Origin of the sequence: Bacillus sp. FSL K6-1284, assembly GCF_038002625.1 — a bacterium.
Taxonomy (GTDB): Bacteria; Bacillota; Bacilli; order Bacillales; family Bacillaceae; genus Bacillus; species Bacillus paralicheniformis.
Genome location: NZ_JBBOCW010000001.1, coordinates 885027 through 904785 on the forward strand (window position 1 = coordinate 885027; position 19759 = coordinate 904785).

The window sequence follows — 19759 nt, forward strand, 5'->3', positions numbered from 1 at the left end:
AAGTTGATGGTTCAGGCTCTTTTATTTCCCCTAGTCAATTCCATAGAATAAAAATCCATTCTATATACATATATTACTAGATTTAAAAAGAAAATAGGTATATCATTGATAGTGAAGGGGGAATTACCATGTCAAAATTAGTAAAATCAGTCACATCGCCTAAAAAATTTATTACAGGAAAACGACTCCTTGAGAACTTGAACGATTACATTGAAGATTATGGTGATCACGCATATATCATTTGCGATGAATTCATTTTGGAACGCGCTCAAAAAGAAGCGGGGAATTCGATTCAGAAAGCCGGCAATCAAGCTGTTTTTGAAAAATTCAATTACGAATGCACACAGGAAGAAATCGATCGTAACCGGGAGCTTGCACGCAATGCAGGCGCTAATATCATCGTTGGGATCGGCGGGGGAAAAACGCTTGATACAGCAAAGGCCACCGCTTATTACGAGAAGCTGCCGGTTGTGATTTTCCCGACAATTGCTTCAACAGATGCTCCATGTACGGCCCTTGCTGTCATTTATAAACATGACGGATCGTTTGATCGATATCTGTTTTTGCCGACGAACCCAGATGTCGTTCTCGCGGATTCTGACATTTTGGCATCCGCGCCGCCGCGCTTTTTCGCAGCCGGTATCGGAGACGCCTTGGCGACGTATTTTGAAGCGCGCGCCTGCTTTAAAGCAAACGGCGACAACCTCGTGCTGATGAAGCCTTCAACAACTGGATTGGGACTTGCCCGCCTGTGCTATGATACGCTATTGGAAAACGGCGTAAAAGCGATGCAGGCGATCAAGCATGGCGTTTCTACACGCGCCGTTGAAGACACAATTGAAGCGACCATCTATTTAAGCGGCGTCGGCGCCGAATCAGGCGGTCTTGCCGCCGCACATGCGATCCACAATGGAATGACAGCCGTTCCTTCTCTGCACAGAGCTCAGCACGGCGAAAAAGTCACGTTCGGCCTTTTGGCACAGCTCGTTCTTGAAAACGCGCCGGCCGAAGAGCTGGAGACCGTCATTGACTTTATCAAAGGCGTCGGTCTGCCGTTGACATTAAAAGACCTCGGAGTCGACGAATTTATCGAAGAAGAATGGCGCCAAGTCGCTCAAAGCGCTTGCGCAGAAGGCGACACAATGGGCAACATGCCGTTCCCAGTCACCCCTGACGATGTCTACAATGCGATCGTCGCCGCCAACGCGATTGCAGAATCTTATCGCGATTAATAGACGAAAAGCCGCTTCCGTGAAGGAGCGGCTTTTTTCTTTGAGGTTTGTCTATTAGTTTGTGAAGCGGCTGTTTGCAGTTCGTTTTTTCTGTATACCTTTTACTTCTAAACCTTCTCTTCCATGTAATATTTTTAAAAGTTTCCAAAAGCGTGCTGCTTGACTCGAGTGAAGTCGCTCATTTCACCACTTCAACCTTCATCCTCGGCTCTTCTTCTATCCCTGATTCATACACATCCTCATTTCCCGGAGCCTTAAAGGTGACGCTGTACGTCTCTTGTGAATGCGGAGACAGTTCCAGCTCTTCCGGCTGAAAGTCAAATTCGCTCGTTATATCAGGGATGAGCTGGATGCGTTCGGTCTTTTTTCCGTAATTGTTCACTTTCACCTCACAGTCCATGTTTCCTTCCTCCATATCGCTCTGATAGCTGCAAGTGCTTCTCTTTTTCATATATTCCACGGCATCATCGCCTTGTGCATTCCATTTTTGAAAGAGCATCAGCTGTTCTGTGACCAGCGGGTAAAATACTGAAATGCCGATAATAAACAAAAACAGCTTAAAGCGGATCCACGGTACTTCATAATAATGGCGCCACGCCATAATGAAGCCGATGATGAGCATCAACATGCAGATCAGAACCACTAAATTGCGGACAGGCAGTCTGAAAAAGTCCGAAAGCGCGTCTGCAGCAGACACGCTTTGATGATTTTCGGCGCTAATCAACAAGCCGAGAACGATCAAGAAGATGCCAACAAGCCCTGTATGTACCTTCATTTCTTTCCCCCCTCAGTTATAGAAATAGTCGAACAGAGAGGAAAAAGGTTTCCGGTTTTACTTGAAAATGTCAAACCATCCTTTATGCCGGAACCAGAAGATCATGCCGGCGACAACGGCTCCCATCATGACGAGGATGAAAAAATAGCCGTAGCGCCAATGCAGTTCAGGCATGTTGTCAAAGTTCATGCCGTACACTCCGGCAATAAAGGTGAGCGGAATAAAAATCGTTGAGACGATCGTCAGCGTCATCATAATGGCGTTCATCCGGTTGGAGTTGAGCGTCTGGTAGCTGTCCCTTAAATCGGCGGTCATGTCGCGGTTGTTTTCGACGATTTCGGTCAGCTTCAAGAGGTGGTCGTAAATGTCGCTGTAATACGCTTTTCGTTCGCGGTTTTCTTTTGAAATTTCAATGTTTAAAATCCGGTAAAGCAAATCCCGCATCGGAATGATTGTTTTCCTAAGCTTTAGAAGGTCGCTCCGGATATCAAACACTTCATTCATCAGCGTTCCATACGTTTTTCTGCTGTCGCTTTCAGCAATTTCATTGAGGCGGTCTTCTATTTTGTAAAGAATCGGGAAATATTCGTCCACAAGCTGATCCATGACCATATAGGCGATATGGCTCGGTCCTTTTTTCCACAACTCGCTGTTTTCCGAAAGCTGTCTTCTTACTTTTTCAATACCGTCTGAACGATGAAAGTGAAATGTGACGATAAAATCTTTTCCAACGAATAAGTCAACTTCTTCAGACGCCAGCGTCCTTTGATTCAACGCGTGTATGACGAAAAAAAGATATTCTTCGTATTGATCAAGCTTCGGACGCTGCAAATGATGAACGCAGTCCTCAACTGCTAAAGGGTGAAAGTGAAAATGGCTTTTGAGTAAAGAGACTTCTTCATCCGAAGGCTGATCGAAGTCCGTCCAGTACCACTCAATATCTTGATCTGTCAGCCTTTCTGCTTTGATGTCGGTAGATAAAAGTTTTCCGTCCTTTGTCATCGCAAAATGTTTAATCATCGGCACCCCTCCGCTTCCATAGGATGCTGCGATGCCCTGTGATTCATTCGGTGAAAAAATAAAATGTTGTTCTTTTTTAAGAGAATTTGAAACATGGTATACTGTGGACAAAGAAGAAAAAGGGATGGGAAGCGATGTGGAAGGAAACTGTAAGCGTATCACCGCCGTATCATTTTGACCGCGTCTTGGACAGGCTTTCGCTTGATCCGCTCAATGCGGTCAACCTCGACAAAAGGGAGGTCAAGCTGCCGCTCCGCAATCAAAACAAAGAGCCCCGGATTGTCGCTGTGCAGGCGACGGGAACTGTCGAAGCCCCGGCGTTTGCCGTCAGCGGTACAGACGATCGAGACGCCATGATGAAAGAAGTGAAACGGATCTTCAGATGGGAGGAAAGTCTTCAGCCTGTACTGGATCACTTTTCACAATCAAGCTTGTCATCAATTTTCGCAGAGCATGCCGGAACGCCGCTGGTGCTCGATTTTCATTTGTATCATTGCTTGATGAAATGCATGATCCACCAGCAGCTTAATCTGTCTTTTGCTTATACGCTCACAGAGCGGTTCGTTCACACTTTTGGAGAGCAAAAGGACGGGGTCTGGTTTTATCCGCTTCCCGAAACGATTGCACAGCTCGACTATAACGACTTGCGCGAACTTCAGTTCAGCATGCGGAAGGCCGAATACGTCATCGATACATCAAGAATGATCGCAGACGGCCGTTTAAATCTTGATGAGCTTGATCAATTATCAGATGAAGATATTATGGAAAAGCTGGTGAAAATAAGAGGCATCGGCCCGTGGACCGTCCAAAACGTTCTGCTGTTCGGACTCGGCCGTCCCAATCTGTTTCCGGCCGCCGATATCGGCATCCAAAATGCCATCAAACGCCATTTTGGCTTAAACGATAAACCGACAAAAGAACAAATGCTTGAAATGAGCAAAGAATGGCACCCTTATTTAAGCTATGCTTCCTTGTATTTATGGAGGAGCATTGAGTAGAAATGGAGAGAACATCAGTGAAACGTGACAAAAAAGGATCATCAGCAGAATTAAAAGTCGGACAGCAATTTCCGCTGACGATCAAGCGCCTCGGCATCAATGGCGAAGGCGTCGGCTACTTCAAGAAAAAAGTCGTCTTCGTCCCCGGCGCACTGCCGGGTGAAGAAGTCGTTGTCGAGGCGACAAAGGTTCATCCGAAATTTTCCGAAGGGCGGGTCAAAAAGGTGCGCAAGCGTTCAGAGCACCGCGTCAAGCCGCCCTGCATCATCTATGAGCAATGCGGGGGCTGCCAGCTCCAGCATCTGGCTTATGAAGAGCAGCTGAAAGGAAAACGGGACATCGTCATTCAATCGCTCGAACGGCACACCCGTTTTGACATCGGCAAAATGGACATCAGGCCGACGATCGGCATGGAAAACCCGTGGCACTACCGGAATAAAAGCCAGTTTCAACTCGGGCTTTCGAAAAATGGAAAGATGGTAGCAGGGCTGTACGGCCTTGACTCACACCGGCTTGTCCCGATTACGGAATGCATCGTTCAGCATCCGGCGACGAACAAAACGACACAAACCGTCAAGCAGATTCTTGAAGACTTCGGCATTTCCGTCTACAACGAACGGAAGCGAACGGGCGACGTCCGCACGATCGTGACGAGGGTCGGCTTTGAGACGGGGGAAGTGCAGGTTGTCATTGTCACGTCAAAAGAAGACCTGCCGCGCAAGGAGCTCATTGCAGAAGAAATCAAAAAGCGTCTGCCTGAAGTGACATCCGTAATTCAAAACGTCAACAAAGCCAAGACATCGGTTATCTTCGGCGATGATACAAGGCTCCTAGCCGGCAATATGGTCATTCAGGAATTTCTCGGCGAGGTTACGTTTGAGCTGAGCGCCCGCGCTTTTTTTCAGCTTAATCCGATCCAGACGGTCAAGCTGTATGACGAAGTGAAAAAAGCGGCGAAACTGAGCGGGCGCGAAAAAGTCGTCGATGCCTACTGCGGCGTCGGCACAATCGGAATGTGGATCGCCGACGGAGCAAAAGAAATCCGCGGCATGGACGTTATCAAAGAATCGATCGATGACGCCAACCAAAATGCCAAAAAGCACGGAATTGATAATGCGCGTTATGTCACAGGAACGGCGGAGCACTGGCTGCCGAAATGGACTAAAGAAGGCTTCAGGCCTGACGTCGTCATCGTCGATCCGCCAAGAACAGGCTGTGACCGCACCTTCCTTGATACGATCAGGCAGGTTAAGCCGAAGCGGTTCGTTTATGTCTCATGCAATCCGTCAACACTTGCGAAAGATTTGCAGTACTTGGCGAAGGATTACCATGTAGAATACATTCAGCCTGTCGATATGTTTCCGCAGACGGCGCACGTCGAATCGGTCGTATCGCTGAAGCTGAAATAAAACGCCTTTTTAAAGGCGTTTTTTAGCGGAAACAAAAGGGGGATACATGATGAAAAGACTCTGCATCATCCCGTGCGGGGCGAAGAAAATCTGGGATGTCGATCCGGGCGTCGGCCCGTCCGCCGCAAAGGATGTCTATCTGAGTCCGTTTCATCGGGCGTGCCGCGCATATGCGCAGACGTTTTTTGCGGATTGGGTGATTCTTTCAGCAAAACACGGTTTTTTAAAACCGGAAGATATCGTTCCTGAAAACTATGATGTCACATTCGGGATGGACCACCCGGAGATTATGGCGGATGATGAGCTGAAGGCGCAAGGTGAACGGAAAAACTTGATGGATTATGACGAAATCGTTATGCTCGGCGGGAAAAAATACAGGCCTGTTTTGAGGAACGTGTTTGGCAGCCGCCAGCAGATCACTTACCCGCTGGCGGGCTATCGGGGAATCGGCTATATGCTCCAGGCGCTGAAGCGGGCTGTCGATGAAGGCCGGGAGCTTAGTGAACCTGAAAACAACTGAAGAGAAAGTGAGTTTTTTAAAATCGCTGGCGGGTTTGCCTGAATAAGGGCAGGGCATGATCTGGAAGGCATTTGTTTGGTGGCTGGGATATCCGGAGGCAAAATGAAATATTCATTTTTGCCTCTTTTTTTATGCGATTTTTTGTAACAAAAAGAGGTTCAGCGGTACTAATAAGTGAATGGAAAAATAGCGGCAGCCCAGCCGGGGAGGGGCTTTATGAAGCTTGAGGAAGTCTACAAGAGTATTCAGCCTTCCGTTTATGCCTTTTTCTACGTTAAGACATTTCATAAAGAAACAGCGGAAGATTTAACACAGGAAGTATTTTATCAGGCTGTGAAAGGCTATCATACATTTTCGGGAAAGTCGACAATCAAAACATGGGTGTTTGCGATTGCTAAAAATGTGTTGAAAAAACACTTTCGTTCAGGAGCGTCAAAAGCCGGGACAAACACGATATTTCAGCATGAGGAAGCGGCTTGCTTATCTCCTGAAGAACACCTTCTGAAAACCGAGAGAGAGCGGCGGCTTCTCGAGGAAATCAACCGGCTTGATGAGGCTTCAAAGGAAATTGTCACCCTCCGTATCTACGGAGAATTATCATTTAAAGAAATCGGCATGCTCACAGGCAAAACCGAAAACTATGCCAGGGTCGGGTTTCACAGAGCAAAGCTCAAGCTACAGCAAGAAATGGAGGGCTATGATGAAGGATAAGGAACGCAGTGTATTCAAAGATTTGCTTCCTTTATACCATGAGGGGCTGTTAAGCAAAGAGTCGGCTGAATGGATTGAGGAAGCGGCCGAAAACGATGAAGAGCTTCAAAAGCTTTTGAAGATGACGCAGGCCGAGCTTCCGAAGGAACATATCGAATCGACTGTTCATGAAAGTCAAATGTTTAAAAAAATCAATCGGAAGCTCTCCTTGTACCAATTGATGTTTACAGCCATTTCGTTTTTTCTCGCGATTCACACATCCCTGTTAAATGAGAGCTTCGGCTTTATTTTGTGGTACGCCGTGCTTGGGCTTGCGGTGTACTTGTTTTACCGGGATATGAAACTTGTGATTCTCCTCTCCTTTGCGCCGATTTTCATTTGGGGGATGGGGGATATTCTGGCCGGCTGGGATGCAGCCGACGGTACAGGGGTTGTGGAGCACCTGCTGTATTCTGTCTTTGGCGCTTTCATGCTTGCTGTTATTCACTGTTTTTTCGCCGCGGCCGGGATGATGATCGGATGGCTGTTCTTAAAGCTGAAAGAAAGTAGTTGATATGATGAAAAAGAAAATCTTGTATAGCGTATTGATCGTGCTGCTCGTTTCTTTTGTGCTTGCCGCATATAACGCCTTCAACGGAAATCCCGTAAGCAAGAAGCTGTCTCAAACGGCGCTTGAGCATTATTTGACTGACCGCTATCCTGAAAAAGACTTGCGGATCGACAGCGGGCTTTATAATTTCAAGTTCTCCGAATATGTATTTGAAGTCACGGATACCGGCGATCAAAAGCGCAAAGATCCCTATCTGTTTTCTTTGAGAGGGTTTGTTCAACCAGAAGTACACACGGACGGTATCTATGAAGAGAACCTCAACGAACCGCTGATGGAGCGGCTTGGAGAAGAAGCCGGAAAAGAAATCAAAACGTTTTTATCGAAAAACATAAACCATCTGAAAGACGTTGACGTGCATGTGGAAGTATTAAAAGGAAAGCTGAAAGAGGACGCAAAATGGGAGAAAAGCCTCCGCTTAGAGCGGCCGATGGAGATTCATATTTTACTTGATGCCGCAAATGCCGACCGAAAAGACGTATACAAAACGGCGCAAAAGATTCAGCGCCTGTTGAATGAAGAAAGATACGACTATGAAAGCGTGACGATTAATGCCAACATTTTTGAGGGGGAAGATATCAAAGACGACGAGACCGGCTATGTCAAATACAGCACCTTCTTTGAAAAAAATACGGATACCAGGCTGAAGGATGTTGAGGAGCTAAATGAGTAGCGATCCATCCTTCAGTCTGAAAGGTTAGATCAGATGTGCAAACCGCCGCAGAAAGCGGCGGTTATCTGTTTAATATAAGTGTCTTTAGCGACTTTTTGAAACCGGCCGTCAGCCAATGCGCCAGAAGAGAAGTATCCGTATAAAGATGACAGAAAAGCGAAGGCCTGTGAATCCGCATCTCCCTTTTTCATCAGGCTTTTGTCCTGCATCGTTTGAAAGTAGTCTGTTAAATAACGAAGGAGTTCTTCCATATGCTTTAACAGAGAACCGAAAAGATCAGTCATCCTTCCGCCGTCTTGAACAGCGATAAGGTAGAGGGGCTTGTTTTTTTCCATATGAAGCAAATACGATTCTGCAATCAATGTTAAGTCATTCTCCAGGTTCCAAGTGATATCATTTTCAAATACGCGCTGAAAGGCTGGTATATAAGAAAATTGCTGAACGGCCGCTTCCAAAAGTCCGAGCTTTGTGTTGAAGTGGCGATAGACCGTCATCTCGCTGAGGCCTGAATGGAGCGCGATATCCTTTACCGTCACCGACTTGAAACCGTATTTTTGCATTAAGTCTAAAGCAGCAGATATGATCCGTTCGTTCGTCTCTTGCAAAGGTGTTTACCCCCATTTTATGATAGTTAGTAGTAACTAACACCAGTCTAATCAGGCGCTGAATTGATGTCAACCCGTTTCAAAAAGGATAAAAAGGAGTTTTAATCATGAAAAATATTTTAATCGTCAATTTTCCGGCGGAAGGGCATGTCAATCCTACATTAGGGATCACCAAAGCATTTGCTGACAGAGGCGACAATGTGCACTATCTTTCAACAGAAAAGTATAAAGACAGGCTGGAGGGCGTCGGGGCTACCGTCCATTTATACGAAGATCTGGTGAGAAACGCGCATATTGATCCGAATTCACCGTCCGGCCTTCTTGAATTTTTAAAAATTCATCTCAAAACCTCGCTGTATATTTTAGACATTGTAAAAGAGCTGTCCAAAAGCATTTCGTTCGATGCCGTGTATTATGACACATTCGGTGCGGGTGAATTGGTCAGGGATTATTTGAACATTCCGGGAATCGCTTCGTCGGCTTCATTTCTCTTCGGACAAGAACATATGAAGATTCTGCCGCTGCATCCGGATTCAGGTGCGGAGCTGCAATTGGATAAAGAATGTGAAGACATGCTTAGTGAACTGAAAGAAAAGTACGGCGTCTCACCTAGGCATACAGGACAGTTTATGAGCAATCAGGCGGAGCTGACGGTTGTGTATACAAGCCGGTATTTTCAGCCTGACAGCGACCGTTTTGGGGATGATGTGCTGTTTATCGGTCCACGTTTTCCGAAGCGTCTGGACAAGACCGATTTTCCGATAGAATCGTTAAAGAATGAGAAAGTCATTTATATTTCAATGGGAACCGTACTTGGTAAAACTGAGGATTTTTTCAATATGTGCATCGATGCATTCCGTGATTTCGACGGCAAGGTTGTCATCGCCGCCGGCGAAAAGTCAAACTACGCGGATATAAAAGAAGTGCCGGAGCATTTTATCATTGCACCGTATGTGCCGCAATTAGAAGTGCTTAAAGAAGCCGATGTGTTCATCACCCACGGCGGCATGAACAGCGTCAATGAAGGCATTCATTACCGTGTCCCGATGGTCGTGCTCCCGCATGATAAAGATCAGCCGATGATCGCCCAGCGCCTGAAAGAACTGAATGCTGGATATCCGCTGTTTACAGAAGAGGTCAATGCTGAAAGATTAAGGGATGCAGCAGAACAAGTACTCACTGACGAAAAATATCAGGAAGGTATTCAAAAAATTGATGAAAGCTTCAGCAACTGCATGGACATGAAAGACGCATTAGCGCGCATTGATGAATATACTGCGCGGAAATCGCTGCAGCCTTAATAGAAAGCCCAGCCGCTTTACCAAGCGGCTTTTTTTTATGCATAAACTCCGCAAAACAGATAAAAATAGAATGAATCATAGATCAGAAAGGATGTTGCATGATGCGCAAACTGTGCGTTTGCCTGCTTCTCGTCATACCGCTGTCATGTACGGCTGTCATGTCTTCTGCCTACGGGGAAACACGCGTTTATCAAGAGTTGACCGACAAGCAAAAAAATGAACTGGCTTCTTTGCAAAAGGACATTGTGGAAAAGAAAAAACAGCTGATCAATAAGTATGTGGAGTACGGAATTCTTGATCAGGAGAGGGGTAAAGAAATCAAATCTCATATTGAGAAGCGCTATGAAAAAGAGCGGGAAAACGGGTTTCTGCCAAAGTTGAGGCACCAAGAAGAAAAGTTTCACAAGCATCATATTCATTAAACTGAAATAGACGGCGCCTCATTTTCTTCGTGACAAAAGTGTAAAGACAGGTGTAAACTAATACTCATGTAAACTGCTAAGAGAGTAAAGAGGTGTAGTGAGTATGAAGAAGAACCGTCCTGTTTCAGAGCGCAGACTGCTTGGCATCGCCGGTCTCGGCTGGCTTTTTGATGCTATGGACGTTGGCATATTATCGTTTATTATCGCCGCTTTGCACGTGGAATGGAAGTTGACGCCGCAGGAGATGAGCTGGATCGGCAGCGTCAACTCAATCGGCATGGCAGTCGGGGCGTTTGTCTTTGGCCTTTTGGCTGACCGTGTCGGAAGAAAATACGTTTTTATGATTACGCTGCTGTTTTTCTCGATCGGCAGCGGGTTATCCGCTTTGACGACGACATTGTGGGCATTTTTAGTCCTGCGCTTTTTCGTCGGTATGGGGCTTGGCGGAGAGCTTCCAGTCGCATCTACGCTCGTATCCGAAACGGTTGCGCCGGAGCGGAGGGGAAGAGTCGTCGTCCTGCTCGAAAGTTTCTGGGCATTCGGCTGGCTGGCCGCAGCGCTCATTTCGTATTTTATTATTCCGGCCTACGGCTGGCAGGTTGCTTTATTAATAACCGCGATACCGGCTATTTACGCCTTATATTTGCGGATCGCCCTGCCGGATTCTCCGAAATATGAGAAGCTTTCGCAGGAAAGGAAGCCGACCGTCGTGGAAAATGTGAAAAACGTCTGGTCCCGCAAATATGCCCGGCCTACGGCCATGCTGTGGATTGTCTGGTTTTGCGTTGTCTTTTCCTACTACGGCATGTTTCTTTGGCTGCCGAGCGTCATGGTGATGAAAGGATTCAGCATGATCCAGAGCTTTGAGTACGTCTTGATCATGACGCTGGCTCAACTGCCCGGCTATTTCTCCGCGGCATGGCTGATTGAAAAAGCCGGCCGGAAAATGGTGCTTACCGTCTACTTGTTAGGGACGGCTGTCAGCGCCTACTTCTTCGGGTCGGCTGAATCGCTGGCGCTTCTGCTTGCGTCAGGTATGTTTTTATCGTTTTTCAACCTTGGTGCCTGGGGCGCGCTTTATGCTTATACGCCTGAACAATACCCGACATCAATCAGGGGGACCGGCGCAGGAATGGCAGCCGGCTTTGGCCGAATCGGCGGCATCCTGGGCCCGCTTCTTGTCGGCTATCTCGTCGCCCGGGGAACAGAGATTTCAATGATCTTTTTGATCTTCTGCGTCGCCGTTATTGCGGCTGTCGCGGCGATCTTCTTTTTGGGGACGGAGACGAAGCAGAAAGAGCTTGCCTAATGTCCGAATTCTCCTTCATAATGGACGGGACGCGAGAATTTGGAAAGAGTTGATTGAATTGAAAAAGAAAGCCATCATTACTGGTCTCTCGTTGTTGATTCTTGTGACAGGCTGTTATGTGTATAACGCCTTTTACGGAAATCCGTTCAGCCGCGCGCTGGCTGAACAAAAGCTATCGGCATACTTGCAGGAAGCACACGCCGGTGAAACCTTAAATATGAAAGGGAGCTCCTATAATTTCAAGTTTGCTGAATACCTTTTTCGTGTGTCAGATGAGCGGAATGATGAGTACATTTTCAGCGTGAAAGGCGGATTGCACCCGGCTGTCACAAACGATGGCATCAAAGAAGCCAGACAGGAAAAGACGAGAGCCAGAATAAGCAAAGAAGCCTCAAATGAGATCAAGAGAGAGCTTGAAAAAAAGCTGAAAAACGTAATTGACGTCCAAGTTTCTCTATCAGGAAGCTATGATGTCAATACAAATTGGAAAAAACTGAAGCAAACAGAACCGATCGCTGTTACAGTTACCTTGAATTCAGGCCGGGACGGCCGGAGGCAGGTCTATGACCAGGCAAAAGTGGTGAAAAAGTTATTGAGCGGCTACCATTATGAAAACATTGAGATTGACAGTATGGGCTTAGACGGGGAAGACCGGCCAGGCTATGTGAAGTACAGTGTGCATGTTTTAAAGGACCGTGCGATAGCCATTGAAGATGTAGAGAAGACGCTTTAACGCCTTCTCTTTTTTTATACGGGGGATATATAGGCGGTTTGCACTATTGATGTCCAAGGCCGAAGCGAATAGAATCATATTAAGAACAAATATTGACGGGATTGTTACTGGTAAGGCAGGCAAGACCTAAAATGTGCTAAAGGAACTACAGACCTTAGTGTGCTTTTTTTGCGCCTATCGGCTGATGCTTTCGCATGTTTTAGGTCTTTTTTTATTCCTTTCGCCGGAGGTCTTTGGATGTGATGGCACATTTTTCATTTTGATCGTCTTCTGTTGATTTGATAGGATAGAAAAATTGGAGGAGGTAGATCCGGGTGCTGCATAAAGAGATTGCAAGAGTTCTCTTGCCCCTCATTGGAGGCGCGGAGAATATCATCAGCATCAGCCATTGTACGACAAGGCTGCGCTTCAATGTCAGAGATGAAGAAAAAATCGATATAGCTGCTATTGAAAAGATGGAGTCTGTGCAGGGGACTTTTTTCAGATACGGTTTGTTTCAGATCATTTTCGGTACAGGTGTAGTCAATAAGATTTATAAGGAAATGATTCAATACAGCGATCCGGCTCCTCTTGAAGAAGCCCGGCGGGAGGCGCCGCCAAACATGAACGTATTGACGCGATTTGCCAAAACGCTGTCAGACATCTTTGTGCCGATCATTCCGGCAATCGTTGCGAGCGGATTGCTCATGGGTCTCATCAGTGTGCTTAAAGAATTCAGCCTCGGCGCTTATGGCGGCCCGCTGATGAAAATGCTCGATATTTTTTCAAGCTCAGCGTTTGTCATTTTGCCTGTGCTGATCGGGTTCAGTGCGGCTAAACAGTTTGGAGCGAATCCGTTTTTAGGCGCTGTCATCGGCGGAATTCTGACCCATCCCGATTTACTCGATCCTTCATTGCTCGGCAGCCAAAAGCCGGAATCCGTCGAAGTATTCGGCCTTGAAGTCCCTTTGATCGGATACCAGGGGACGGTCATACCGATTCTCTTATCCGTCTACATAATGAGCAAAATCGAAAAATTCTTAAAAAGAATCGTCCCCCGTTCTTTAGATTTGCTTGTCGCACCGTTTATTACAGTCATGGCTTCCGGATTTGCCGCGCTGTTTATCATGGGGCCGCTCTCACTGATCATCGCTCATTTCGTAAGCGACTGTCTCGGGTTTGTTTATCATTTTGCGGGGGCCTGCGCCGGATTTTTATTTGGCGGGCTTTACTCCTTACTCGTTTTGAGCGGCCTGCACCATAGTTTTTATGTGATTGAAGCGTCGCTGCTTGCAGATCCCGAATATGGGGTCAATTTTCTGCTTCCAATATGGTCGATGGCCAATGTCGCGCAGGGAGGAGCGGGGCTCGCCGTATTTTTGAAAACAAAGAATGCCGCTATCAGAAAGATTGCGATTCCGGCTTCTCTCACCGCTTTTTTGGGAATCGTCGAACCTGTCATGTTTGGCGTCAATCTGAAGCTCGCGAGACCGTTTATCGGCGCATCGATCGGAGGCGCCATCGGAGGGGCATACGCCGTCTTCACACACGTTGCGGCAAACTCTTACGGACTGTCCGGCATCCCGATGATTTCAATCATTCTCCCTCTTGGCACCGCCAATCTCATTCATTATTTAATCGCTTTTGCGATTGCGGTGATTTCAGCATTCATTGCGACTTTGTGTCTTGGCTTTAAAGATGAAAAAGAATAATTCCGTTTTCATTCATTAAAACAGGATGAAAGGAAGGCAGCTATGAAAGTAAAAAAAATCTTAAATAACAATGCGCTCGTCGTCAAGGATGGCGGCGAGGAAAAGATCGTATTAGGTTCCGGAATCGCATTTCAAAAAAAGAAGAATGATATTGTCGATAGATCTAAAATTGAAAAAATATTTGTGATGAAAGATTCAACAGAATACCGCCAATTCGAGGAGATCTTAAAAACGTTGCCGGAAGATCATATTCAGGTGGCGGAGGACATTATTTCTCATGCGGAAAAAGAGCTCGGGATCAAAATCAATGAGCGAATCCATGTCGCTTTTTCAGATCATTTATCATTCGCGATAGAACGGTTAAGCAAGGGAATGGTCATTAAAAATCCGCTGCTTCAGGAAGTTAAAGTCCTCTATACGAAAGAATTTCAAATCGGCCGCTGGGCAAAGGCCCTCATTAAAGATAAGCTGAAGATCGATATTCCGGAGGATGAAGTCGCCAATATTGCGCTTCATATTCATACAGCGAAAACAAACGCGGGAGATATGACAAAAACGCTCGATCTCACAACGATGATCAAGGATATTATCGAGATTATCGAAGATAAACTCAACATTAAAATAAAGGATGAGACGATTTCGTATGAGCGGCTTGTCAACCATCTCCGTTTCGCCATTCAGCATATTGAATCGGGAGAGACATTTTACGAAATGGATGGTGAAATGATCAGCCTCATTAAAAAGAAGTTTGGACAAGCGTTTATGTGCGCAGAAGAAATCGGGGCATTTGTGAAGCGGGAGTATGGCTTTGAATTTCCGGAAAAAGAGCTGTGCTATATTACCATGCATATTCAGAGATTTTATCAGCGGTCTGCTGTTGTGTAAAGAATGCCTGTGTTTAAGACAAAACGGAGCCCTGTTATCGGGCTCCGTTTTTGTTTAAGGTTTCAATTTCCGTTAAAACCGAATTTTCGATTAGAAATCCTTTTACATTGACGTGCGAAGGGATTAACGGGTGCTGTCGGATGGCGGCGACGCTTTTTTGGACGCCTTCGGCCGCATTTTCGCTCGGTGACAGCCATTCATCGATGCTGCCGTACGGAAATTCCGGACTGCAGTTTTGGAAAAGGTACTCTAAAGTTTGCATTCTATCGCTTAAATCTTTGTTTCTATTTAAAAGGTCAGAAATATCTTTATCTGCCGTTTGCTCGTATTTATCGCGTACAATCCAAATTTCTTCCGCTTTGTTCCGGTGGACAAGGGTAATGATATCCCTCATCATATCACCGTAGGGCTGTGAAATATCAGGGAAGACGCTTTTTAAAACAAGGGCGTTCTCAGGCTGAATATTCCCTGCCCGGCAGATGGTCTGTTCAAGCTGTTTCTCCATTCCGATAATCATCAGTATTTTTTTGTTTTCTTCCATGACATTTCACCTCATTCATTTATCGTGTTTGTCCAGTTCTTCCATTTTCCCTCCGGGTTAATAGATGCCAGGTGGATCCATCCGTTCTCCGCCTTTTGCCGGAAGCTGTGATCGCGGTCAAGGAGACGTTCGATAGCATCATCCGGTGCTTCGATCACGATCAGGAGTCTGAGAGGCGCATGATATATTTCGTCATCCGACCGCATGACGGACTGCCACGGGAGACCGGCCAAAAGATCGCTTGCATTTCCTTGCATGACGCCGAGGCCTGAAGTGACGGTTTGAGTTGCCTTATTTCCGCTTCCATAATAATGCGGTGCGACGGTTGACGCGTAATATTGCAGATTGATCCATTGGGCTACTGTTCCAGGCCCTGAAATGATGCCGCTGAGGATGGAGCCGTCCTCGTCATTCCGCCAGTCATAGCTGTGCAGAAAAGCTCTTCCTTCAAGATCAGCTTCGCGTGTAAGCCGGCGTGTGCCGATGATGAATGAAGCATTTCGTGCCAGCCCCCATTCTGGACGGACTTCGCTCCAATCTTCGGCAAAGCGCTCAACTTCATTCCGCGGATTTTGGTAGCCGAGCTGCGGCAGCTCTTCCAAGCGTTCGGCTCCGACAGTGCGGCTCACATCGGGAAGCACCGAGTTGATGCGGTCGAACGCTTGTTGAGCTTTAGCCGGAAGCTCAGGTACATAGAGCCACTGCAGTTCATCCAATGTTGTAATGTGCTCTGCGGCGGCGAATACCGTATCATCCGGAATAAAAATGCCGTCGGAGCGGAGCCTCTGTCTGACGCTCGGAAGGTTGCATAAAGCGGCTAGGACGCGTGCGTTAAAAGCGCCTGATGCGCCTCCGCAGGCGCCGCAGTCCAATGCCGATGCATAAGGGTTATTCGTGCTTCTGCTGGCGTGCCCGCAAATGACAACCAGCGGAGCGAACCGGTCGGTGATCCCCATCATCTTTAATGCCTGTCTGGCATAGGCGGCTTTTTCTTCATCCGTAAATCCGACCGGAATACCGGCATCAGATGTTTCCATACGATCAAGCGAGAGCTTTGCCTGAGGCTTTTTCAGCCATGTTTTCCGCGCATTCCGGAAAGTTTGCCCGGCTGTGCGGGGGACCAGGCTGCGCGCGGCCATTTGCAGGCTCAGCCATGGCCCGCTCACTTCGGGAAGGAGCATACCCGCCAATAGATTCTGTTTCATCTTTTTAAAGGCGGAGCTCAGCGAAGCTGCTGCTTTTTTATGTTCTTGATACGATTTAAAGCTTGATTCATCGGCCGTTTCATTTACTCGATGCTGAGGTTTAAGGATGACCGGCAGAGAGCTGTGAGTGTGCTTAGTGCCAAGTTCACACGTTTCGATTGCCAGATTGAAAAAGCCCGCTGTTCCATACGTTTCAAAAGGGCCTGACTTTTCCAATGCCCGTCGGAACGGCTCTGAACGGACATCAATACAAAATGCAAGCTGGGCCAGCGCCGCTTCACTTTTGGCGGCAGCGGCAGGTTTGTTTGCCGTGATGAGGTTCCTTACCTCAGCAGCGTATGATTGTTCCCATGCTTCCAGCCAGATGCGCCTGCGCGTTAGATCATCAAAGCGGCGGGCGAGTGTTAATCTCGCTTTTTGCTCTGCTGCTGAAAGTTTGAGCCATTCGTCAGGCGTCAGGCCGCCCCAATGCAGCCAGGCCGCAATCAAAGGAACGACCTGCATCTCTTTTTCAGGTTTTGGCTTAGACAGCGGCAAATAAGGTTCAATAAGCATCCATTCCATTGAAAGCCGGATGGCCAAATACTCGAGAAGCAGCCCTTGTTCGTCCTGCGATTGCTGGGAACGCCAAAGCATCATCCCGGCCCATCCCGGAAGAGAGAGCAAATGAGCTTCAAGGTATGCCTGAACGTCTCCATCAGAAATATCAAGCGCTCGGAGTGCTCTTTTCATCGCGTCCCGAGGCTCCTCCGGCCACCCTTTCAGTCGTTGGCGTTCCGCTCGCGCCAGGGCGGGATCATGTTCAACAAGCTGCCGCCAAGCGCTGTAAAACCCTTTCTCGCGATGTGGAAGCCGCCATGCCGATTGTGATTCATCGAGAAACAGCTTGCACCATTTAATCACATGATGATCAAGAAGGTGAGCGGTTTTTTGTCCGGCAAAAACGCTGAGCGGTTTGATCAAGCGTGTTTTTTGATCATCGATTGTCCCGCGCGCCGCTTGTTTGGCAAGCTTTTCGACTTGCGGGGATCTCAAGAGCTGTTCAGGGATTTCATCCAGCTTGAGCGTGGCTTTGCAAAACGCTTCCGCTGTTTCCCTCTGCATGCCGGGCTGATGTGAATCGAGCCAATGCGTCAGCTTTTTTTCAAGAATGGCCTCATCGATTTCTCCCCTTTGTTTTGCGGAGCGGAAAATGGAGGACTTTGGGTATATATCAACCTGAAGCTGCTGTTTAAGCTGCCGGGCCGTCTGTTCAAATGTCTGTTCTTCAAGACCCATCCACGGATGGCGCGCGGCAAAGGTTTCAATCGGCCAAAGCGGCGCAATGACTCGTGCTGCTGATTGAACCGATTCATCAATATTAAAGTCCGCTGTCTGATGTTCATATTTGAAGATCAATTGTTTAGACAATGTGGGTGCTGCTTTCATGATTGACGACCTCCTTGAGTAAGATATTGGTCAAGATAATTCGGCCGTTCTTCGACCGATTCAAAATGAGGCTCACCCGTTTTTACAAGACGCAGATAAAGTGCGCCGGACCATGCAAACCGCTGCCGAACGATCAAGGCGCCGGCCGCAGTGCCAGCTAACAAAACGACTACCGTTAAAACGGCCGCCATGACGGGCGGTTGCGCCCCCTGTACAACAGCTTCCTTCAGGAGCCCGTGTAAACCGGAATGAATGATGGCAAACGCGAGTGAAGCCCCCGTTAAAATGAAAAGCCCGGCCATTCGTGTGACGCGACCGTCATTGGCTGTGACAAGCTGTCTCCAAGCAATAAACAATGCCCAGCCTAAAACAAGGGCGCTGATCAATTGATAGCCATCGTCCGCAGCTGAGACCCAGATTCCGATGACGACAGTAAGAGCAAAGGCGCCGCCTATCATGTCCCAGAAAAGAGCCGGTCTGCCCCGTTTAGAGGCGAACGATTCATAACGGCGCACCGCTGATCCGGCTTGCAGGAAAAGGGCGGCTTTGAACAGGCCGTGCAAAATGAGGTGAATAACAGCCGCAATATAGGCTCCTAATGCGCATTGGACGAGCATAAAACCCATCTGCGCGACCGTTGAAGCTGCGAGCTGCCGCTTGTAGTCCGTCTGGACGGTCATCATGCCCGTTCCGAGCAAGACGGAAAAGACGGCGGGAACAAGCAGAATAAGCTGCAGACCATCACCGCTGAACATCGGTGCGAAACGGGTCAGCATGACGCCGCCTACATTTACGAGTCCGGCGTGCATGACCGCGGAAACGGGAGTCGGAGCGATTGCCGAATCGAGCAGCCAGCGATGAAACGGCCACTGTGCCGCAGGAATCATCACCGTTAAAATGATAAGGAGGCCAATCCCGGTTTTCTCCCATGAACTGAGCTGTACAAGGCTTTCCTCCGCTATGGCGGATGATAGCTGCCAGTGTCCTGTCGCGAGAGACAGCCAAAGAGCGGCTGCTGCTATCGCCAGCCAGCTGAGTGCAAAGATTCGGCCCGCATACAAAGCGGCATTTTTGGCCGCTTGCCACGCGCTGTTTAAGCCGATTAGCGCGGTCAAGCCGAAAAGTGTGATACCCCAGCATAAGAGGAGCCAGCGAAGATCATCGTTCAGCCAGGCGCATGAAGCGCCTCCTGTTGTAAGCGTCAGCAGCACAAAAAATTTACGGTAGGAGCGGTCGCCGAACAAATACCGGACAGAGTAGCGCTGGACGATGAAGCCGATTGTCAAGACAAACAAGGCGATCAGCCAAGCCAGCGAATCCAAGCGCCAAGGAGCTTCAGCTTGCCCGGGATTTGCCGTTATCAATGCTGCCAGCGCGGCAAGCGGCGGCAGGGCGATGATCTTGGCGTGAATCCGTACATATGCCAATGGAACCTTTCGATTCAGGACGAGCAGTGCGCTTAACAAACAAAGCGCAAGCGACGCGAAAAATATTTTCAGCCAAAATAAAGAATCTAGCAGATCAAACATCCGGCATCCCTCCGTCGGGATGATGGAAAAGAACATACTGTTTCATGTCTTGCCTTCCTTTCTGAAAACGTAAAAAAAGCCGGTATATTCAGGATCGGCCCATTTCAGCCAATCTTTCTGAATAATACCGGCTTATCTTTAACTCATGTTCATGCTTTAAAGATC

The 19759-nt window shown here is 47.7% G+C and carries 19 protein-coding genes; 13 read left to right on the forward strand and 6 right to left on the reverse strand.

Annotation, left to right across the window (positions count from 1 at the left end; genetic code table 11):
- Nucleotides 1–128: 128 nt before the first annotated feature.
- Nucleotides 129–1232, forward strand: a complete 1104-nt coding sequence (locus tag MHB72_RS04350) for a glycerol dehydrogenase (protein ID WP_023855873.1) — start codon at nt 129–131, stop codon at nt 1230–1232.
- Nucleotides 1233–1410: 178 nt separating this feature from the next.
- On the opposite strand, the gene MHB72_RS04355 is transcribed toward MHB72_RS04350, so the two are convergent.
- Both MHB72_RS04355 and corA read right to left on the reverse strand, forming a co-directional pair.
- Nucleotides 1411–2007 carry a hypothetical protein gene (locus MHB72_RS04355; protein ID WP_149169176.1) on the reverse strand — a complete coding sequence of 199 codons (597 nt, stop codon included), beginning with the start codon at nt 2005–2007 and terminating at the stop codon, nt 1411–1413.
- Between the two features lie 57 nt (nt 2008–2064).
- Entirely contained in the window at nt 2065–3027 is a 963-nt protein-coding gene (gene corA / locus MHB72_RS04360; protein ID WP_025810238.1) for a magnesium/cobalt transporter CorA, read from the reverse strand.
- Nucleotides 3028–3161: 134 nt separating this feature from the next.
- Between corA and MHB72_RS04365 the strand changes: the two genes are divergently transcribed.
- The 6 genes from MHB72_RS04365 to MHB72_RS04390 all read left to right on the forward strand — a co-directional run bounded on the left by MHB72_RS04365 (nt 3162) and on the right by MHB72_RS04390 (nt 7945).
- The gene (locus MHB72_RS04365; RefSeq protein ID WP_026580648.1) at nt 3162–4025 is read left to right on the forward strand and encodes a DNA-3-methyladenine glycosylase family protein; all 864 of its coding nucleotides are present in this window, start codon (nt 3162–3164) and stop codon (nt 4023–4025) included.
- 2 nt (nt 4026–4027) lie between these two features.
- Nucleotides 4028–5434 (forward strand): 23S rRNA (uracil(1939)-C(5))-methyltransferase RlmD, encoded by a 1407-nt coding sequence (rlmD, locus tag MHB72_RS04370; protein WP_206761258.1) that lies wholly within the window; start codon nt 4028–4030, stop codon nt 5432–5434.
- A gap of 49 nt (nt 5435–5483) precedes the next feature.
- Nucleotides 5484–5954 carry a DUF6884 domain-containing protein gene (locus MHB72_RS04375; RefSeq protein WP_254122346.1) on the forward strand — a complete coding sequence of 157 codons (471 nt, stop codon included), beginning with the start codon at nt 5484–5486 and terminating at the stop codon, nt 5952–5954.
- 216 nt (nt 5955–6170) lie between these two features.
- Entirely contained in the window at nt 6171–6665 is a 495-nt protein-coding gene (locus tag MHB72_RS04380) for an RNA polymerase sigma factor (RefSeq protein WP_216921999.1), read from the forward strand.
- Nucleotides 6655–7218, forward strand: a complete 564-nt coding sequence (locus MHB72_RS04385) for a hypothetical protein (RefSeq protein ID WP_216922014.1) — start codon at nt 6655–6657, stop codon at nt 7216–7218. The genes MHB72_RS04380 and MHB72_RS04385 overlap by 11 nt, the downstream gene beginning before the upstream one ends.
- Before the next feature lies 1 nt (nt 7219).
- A complete protein-coding gene (locus MHB72_RS04390; RefSeq protein ID WP_025810228.1) occupies nt 7220–7945 on the forward strand; it encodes a YfjL-like protein in 726 nt (241 codons plus the stop codon).
- Between the two features lie 29 nt (nt 7946–7974).
- Here MHB72_RS04390 and MHB72_RS04395 read toward each other — a convergent pair whose 3' ends face one another.
- On the reverse strand, nt 7975–8550 hold the full coding sequence (locus MHB72_RS04395) for a TetR/AcrR family transcriptional regulator (protein ID WP_216922017.1): 576 nt from the start codon (nt 8548–8550) through the stop codon (nt 7975–7977).
- 107 nt (nt 8551–8657) lie between these two features.
- On the opposite strand from MHB72_RS04395, the gene MHB72_RS04400 reads away from it, so the two are divergent.
- The 6 genes from MHB72_RS04400 to MHB72_RS04425 all read left to right on the forward strand — a co-directional run bounded on the left by MHB72_RS04400 (nt 8658) and on the right by MHB72_RS04425 (nt 14891).
- Nucleotides 8658–9851, forward strand: a complete 1194-nt coding sequence (locus tag MHB72_RS04400; RefSeq protein ID WP_145929900.1) for a macrolide family glycosyltransferase — start codon at nt 8658–8660, stop codon at nt 9849–9851.
- Nucleotides 9852–9952: 101 nt separating this feature from the next.
- Complete coding sequence (locus tag MHB72_RS04405; protein ID WP_023855883.1) at nt 9953–10273, forward strand: YckD family protein; 321 nt, start codon at nt 9953–9955, stop codon at nt 10271–10273.
- A 103-nt stretch (nt 10274–10376) separates the two neighbouring features.
- Nucleotides 10377–11582, forward strand: a complete 1206-nt coding sequence (locus MHB72_RS04410) for an MFS transporter (RefSeq protein WP_026580644.1) — start codon at nt 10377–10379, stop codon at nt 11580–11582.
- Nucleotides 11575–12315: a YfjL-like protein gene (locus MHB72_RS04415; RefSeq protein ID WP_020450589.1), complete on the forward strand. Its 741-nt coding sequence runs from the start codon at nt 11575–11577 to the stop codon at nt 12313–12315. The genes MHB72_RS04410 and MHB72_RS04415 overlap by 8 nt, the downstream gene beginning before the upstream one ends.
- Nucleotides 12316–12629: 314 nt before the next feature.
- Nucleotides 12630–14006, forward strand: a complete 1377-nt coding sequence (locus tag MHB72_RS04420; protein WP_020450590.1) for a sucrose-specific PTS transporter subunit IIBC — start codon at nt 12630–12632, stop codon at nt 14004–14006.
- A gap of 42 nt (nt 14007–14048) precedes the next feature.
- Nucleotides 14049–14891: a PRD domain-containing protein gene (locus MHB72_RS04425; RefSeq protein ID WP_020450591.1), complete on the forward strand. Its 843-nt coding sequence runs from the start codon at nt 14049–14051 to the stop codon at nt 14889–14891.
- 34 nt (nt 14892–14925) lie between these two features.
- On the opposite strand, the gene MHB72_RS04430 is transcribed toward MHB72_RS04425, so the two are convergent.
- The 3 genes from MHB72_RS04430 to MHB72_RS04440 are packed head-to-tail and all read right to left on the reverse strand — an operon-like array spanning nt 14926 to nt 19594.
- Entirely contained in the window at nt 14926–15432 is a 507-nt protein-coding gene (locus MHB72_RS04430; RefSeq protein ID WP_035339184.1) for a carbonic anhydrase, read from the reverse strand.
- Between the two features lie 11 nt (nt 15433–15443).
- On the reverse strand, nt 15444–18065 hold the full coding sequence (locus MHB72_RS04435) for a DUF2309 domain-containing protein (RefSeq protein WP_216922020.1): 2622 nt from the start codon (nt 18063–18065) through the stop codon (nt 15444–15446).
- Nucleotides 18062–19594 carry an NADH dehydrogenase subunit 5 gene (locus MHB72_RS04440; RefSeq protein WP_216922023.1) on the reverse strand — a complete coding sequence of 511 codons (1533 nt, stop codon included), beginning with the start codon at nt 19592–19594 and terminating at the stop codon, nt 18062–18064. Before MHB72_RS04440 ends, MHB72_RS04435 begins: the two co-directional genes overlap by 4 nt.
- Nucleotides 19595–19759: the final 165 nt, after the last annotated feature.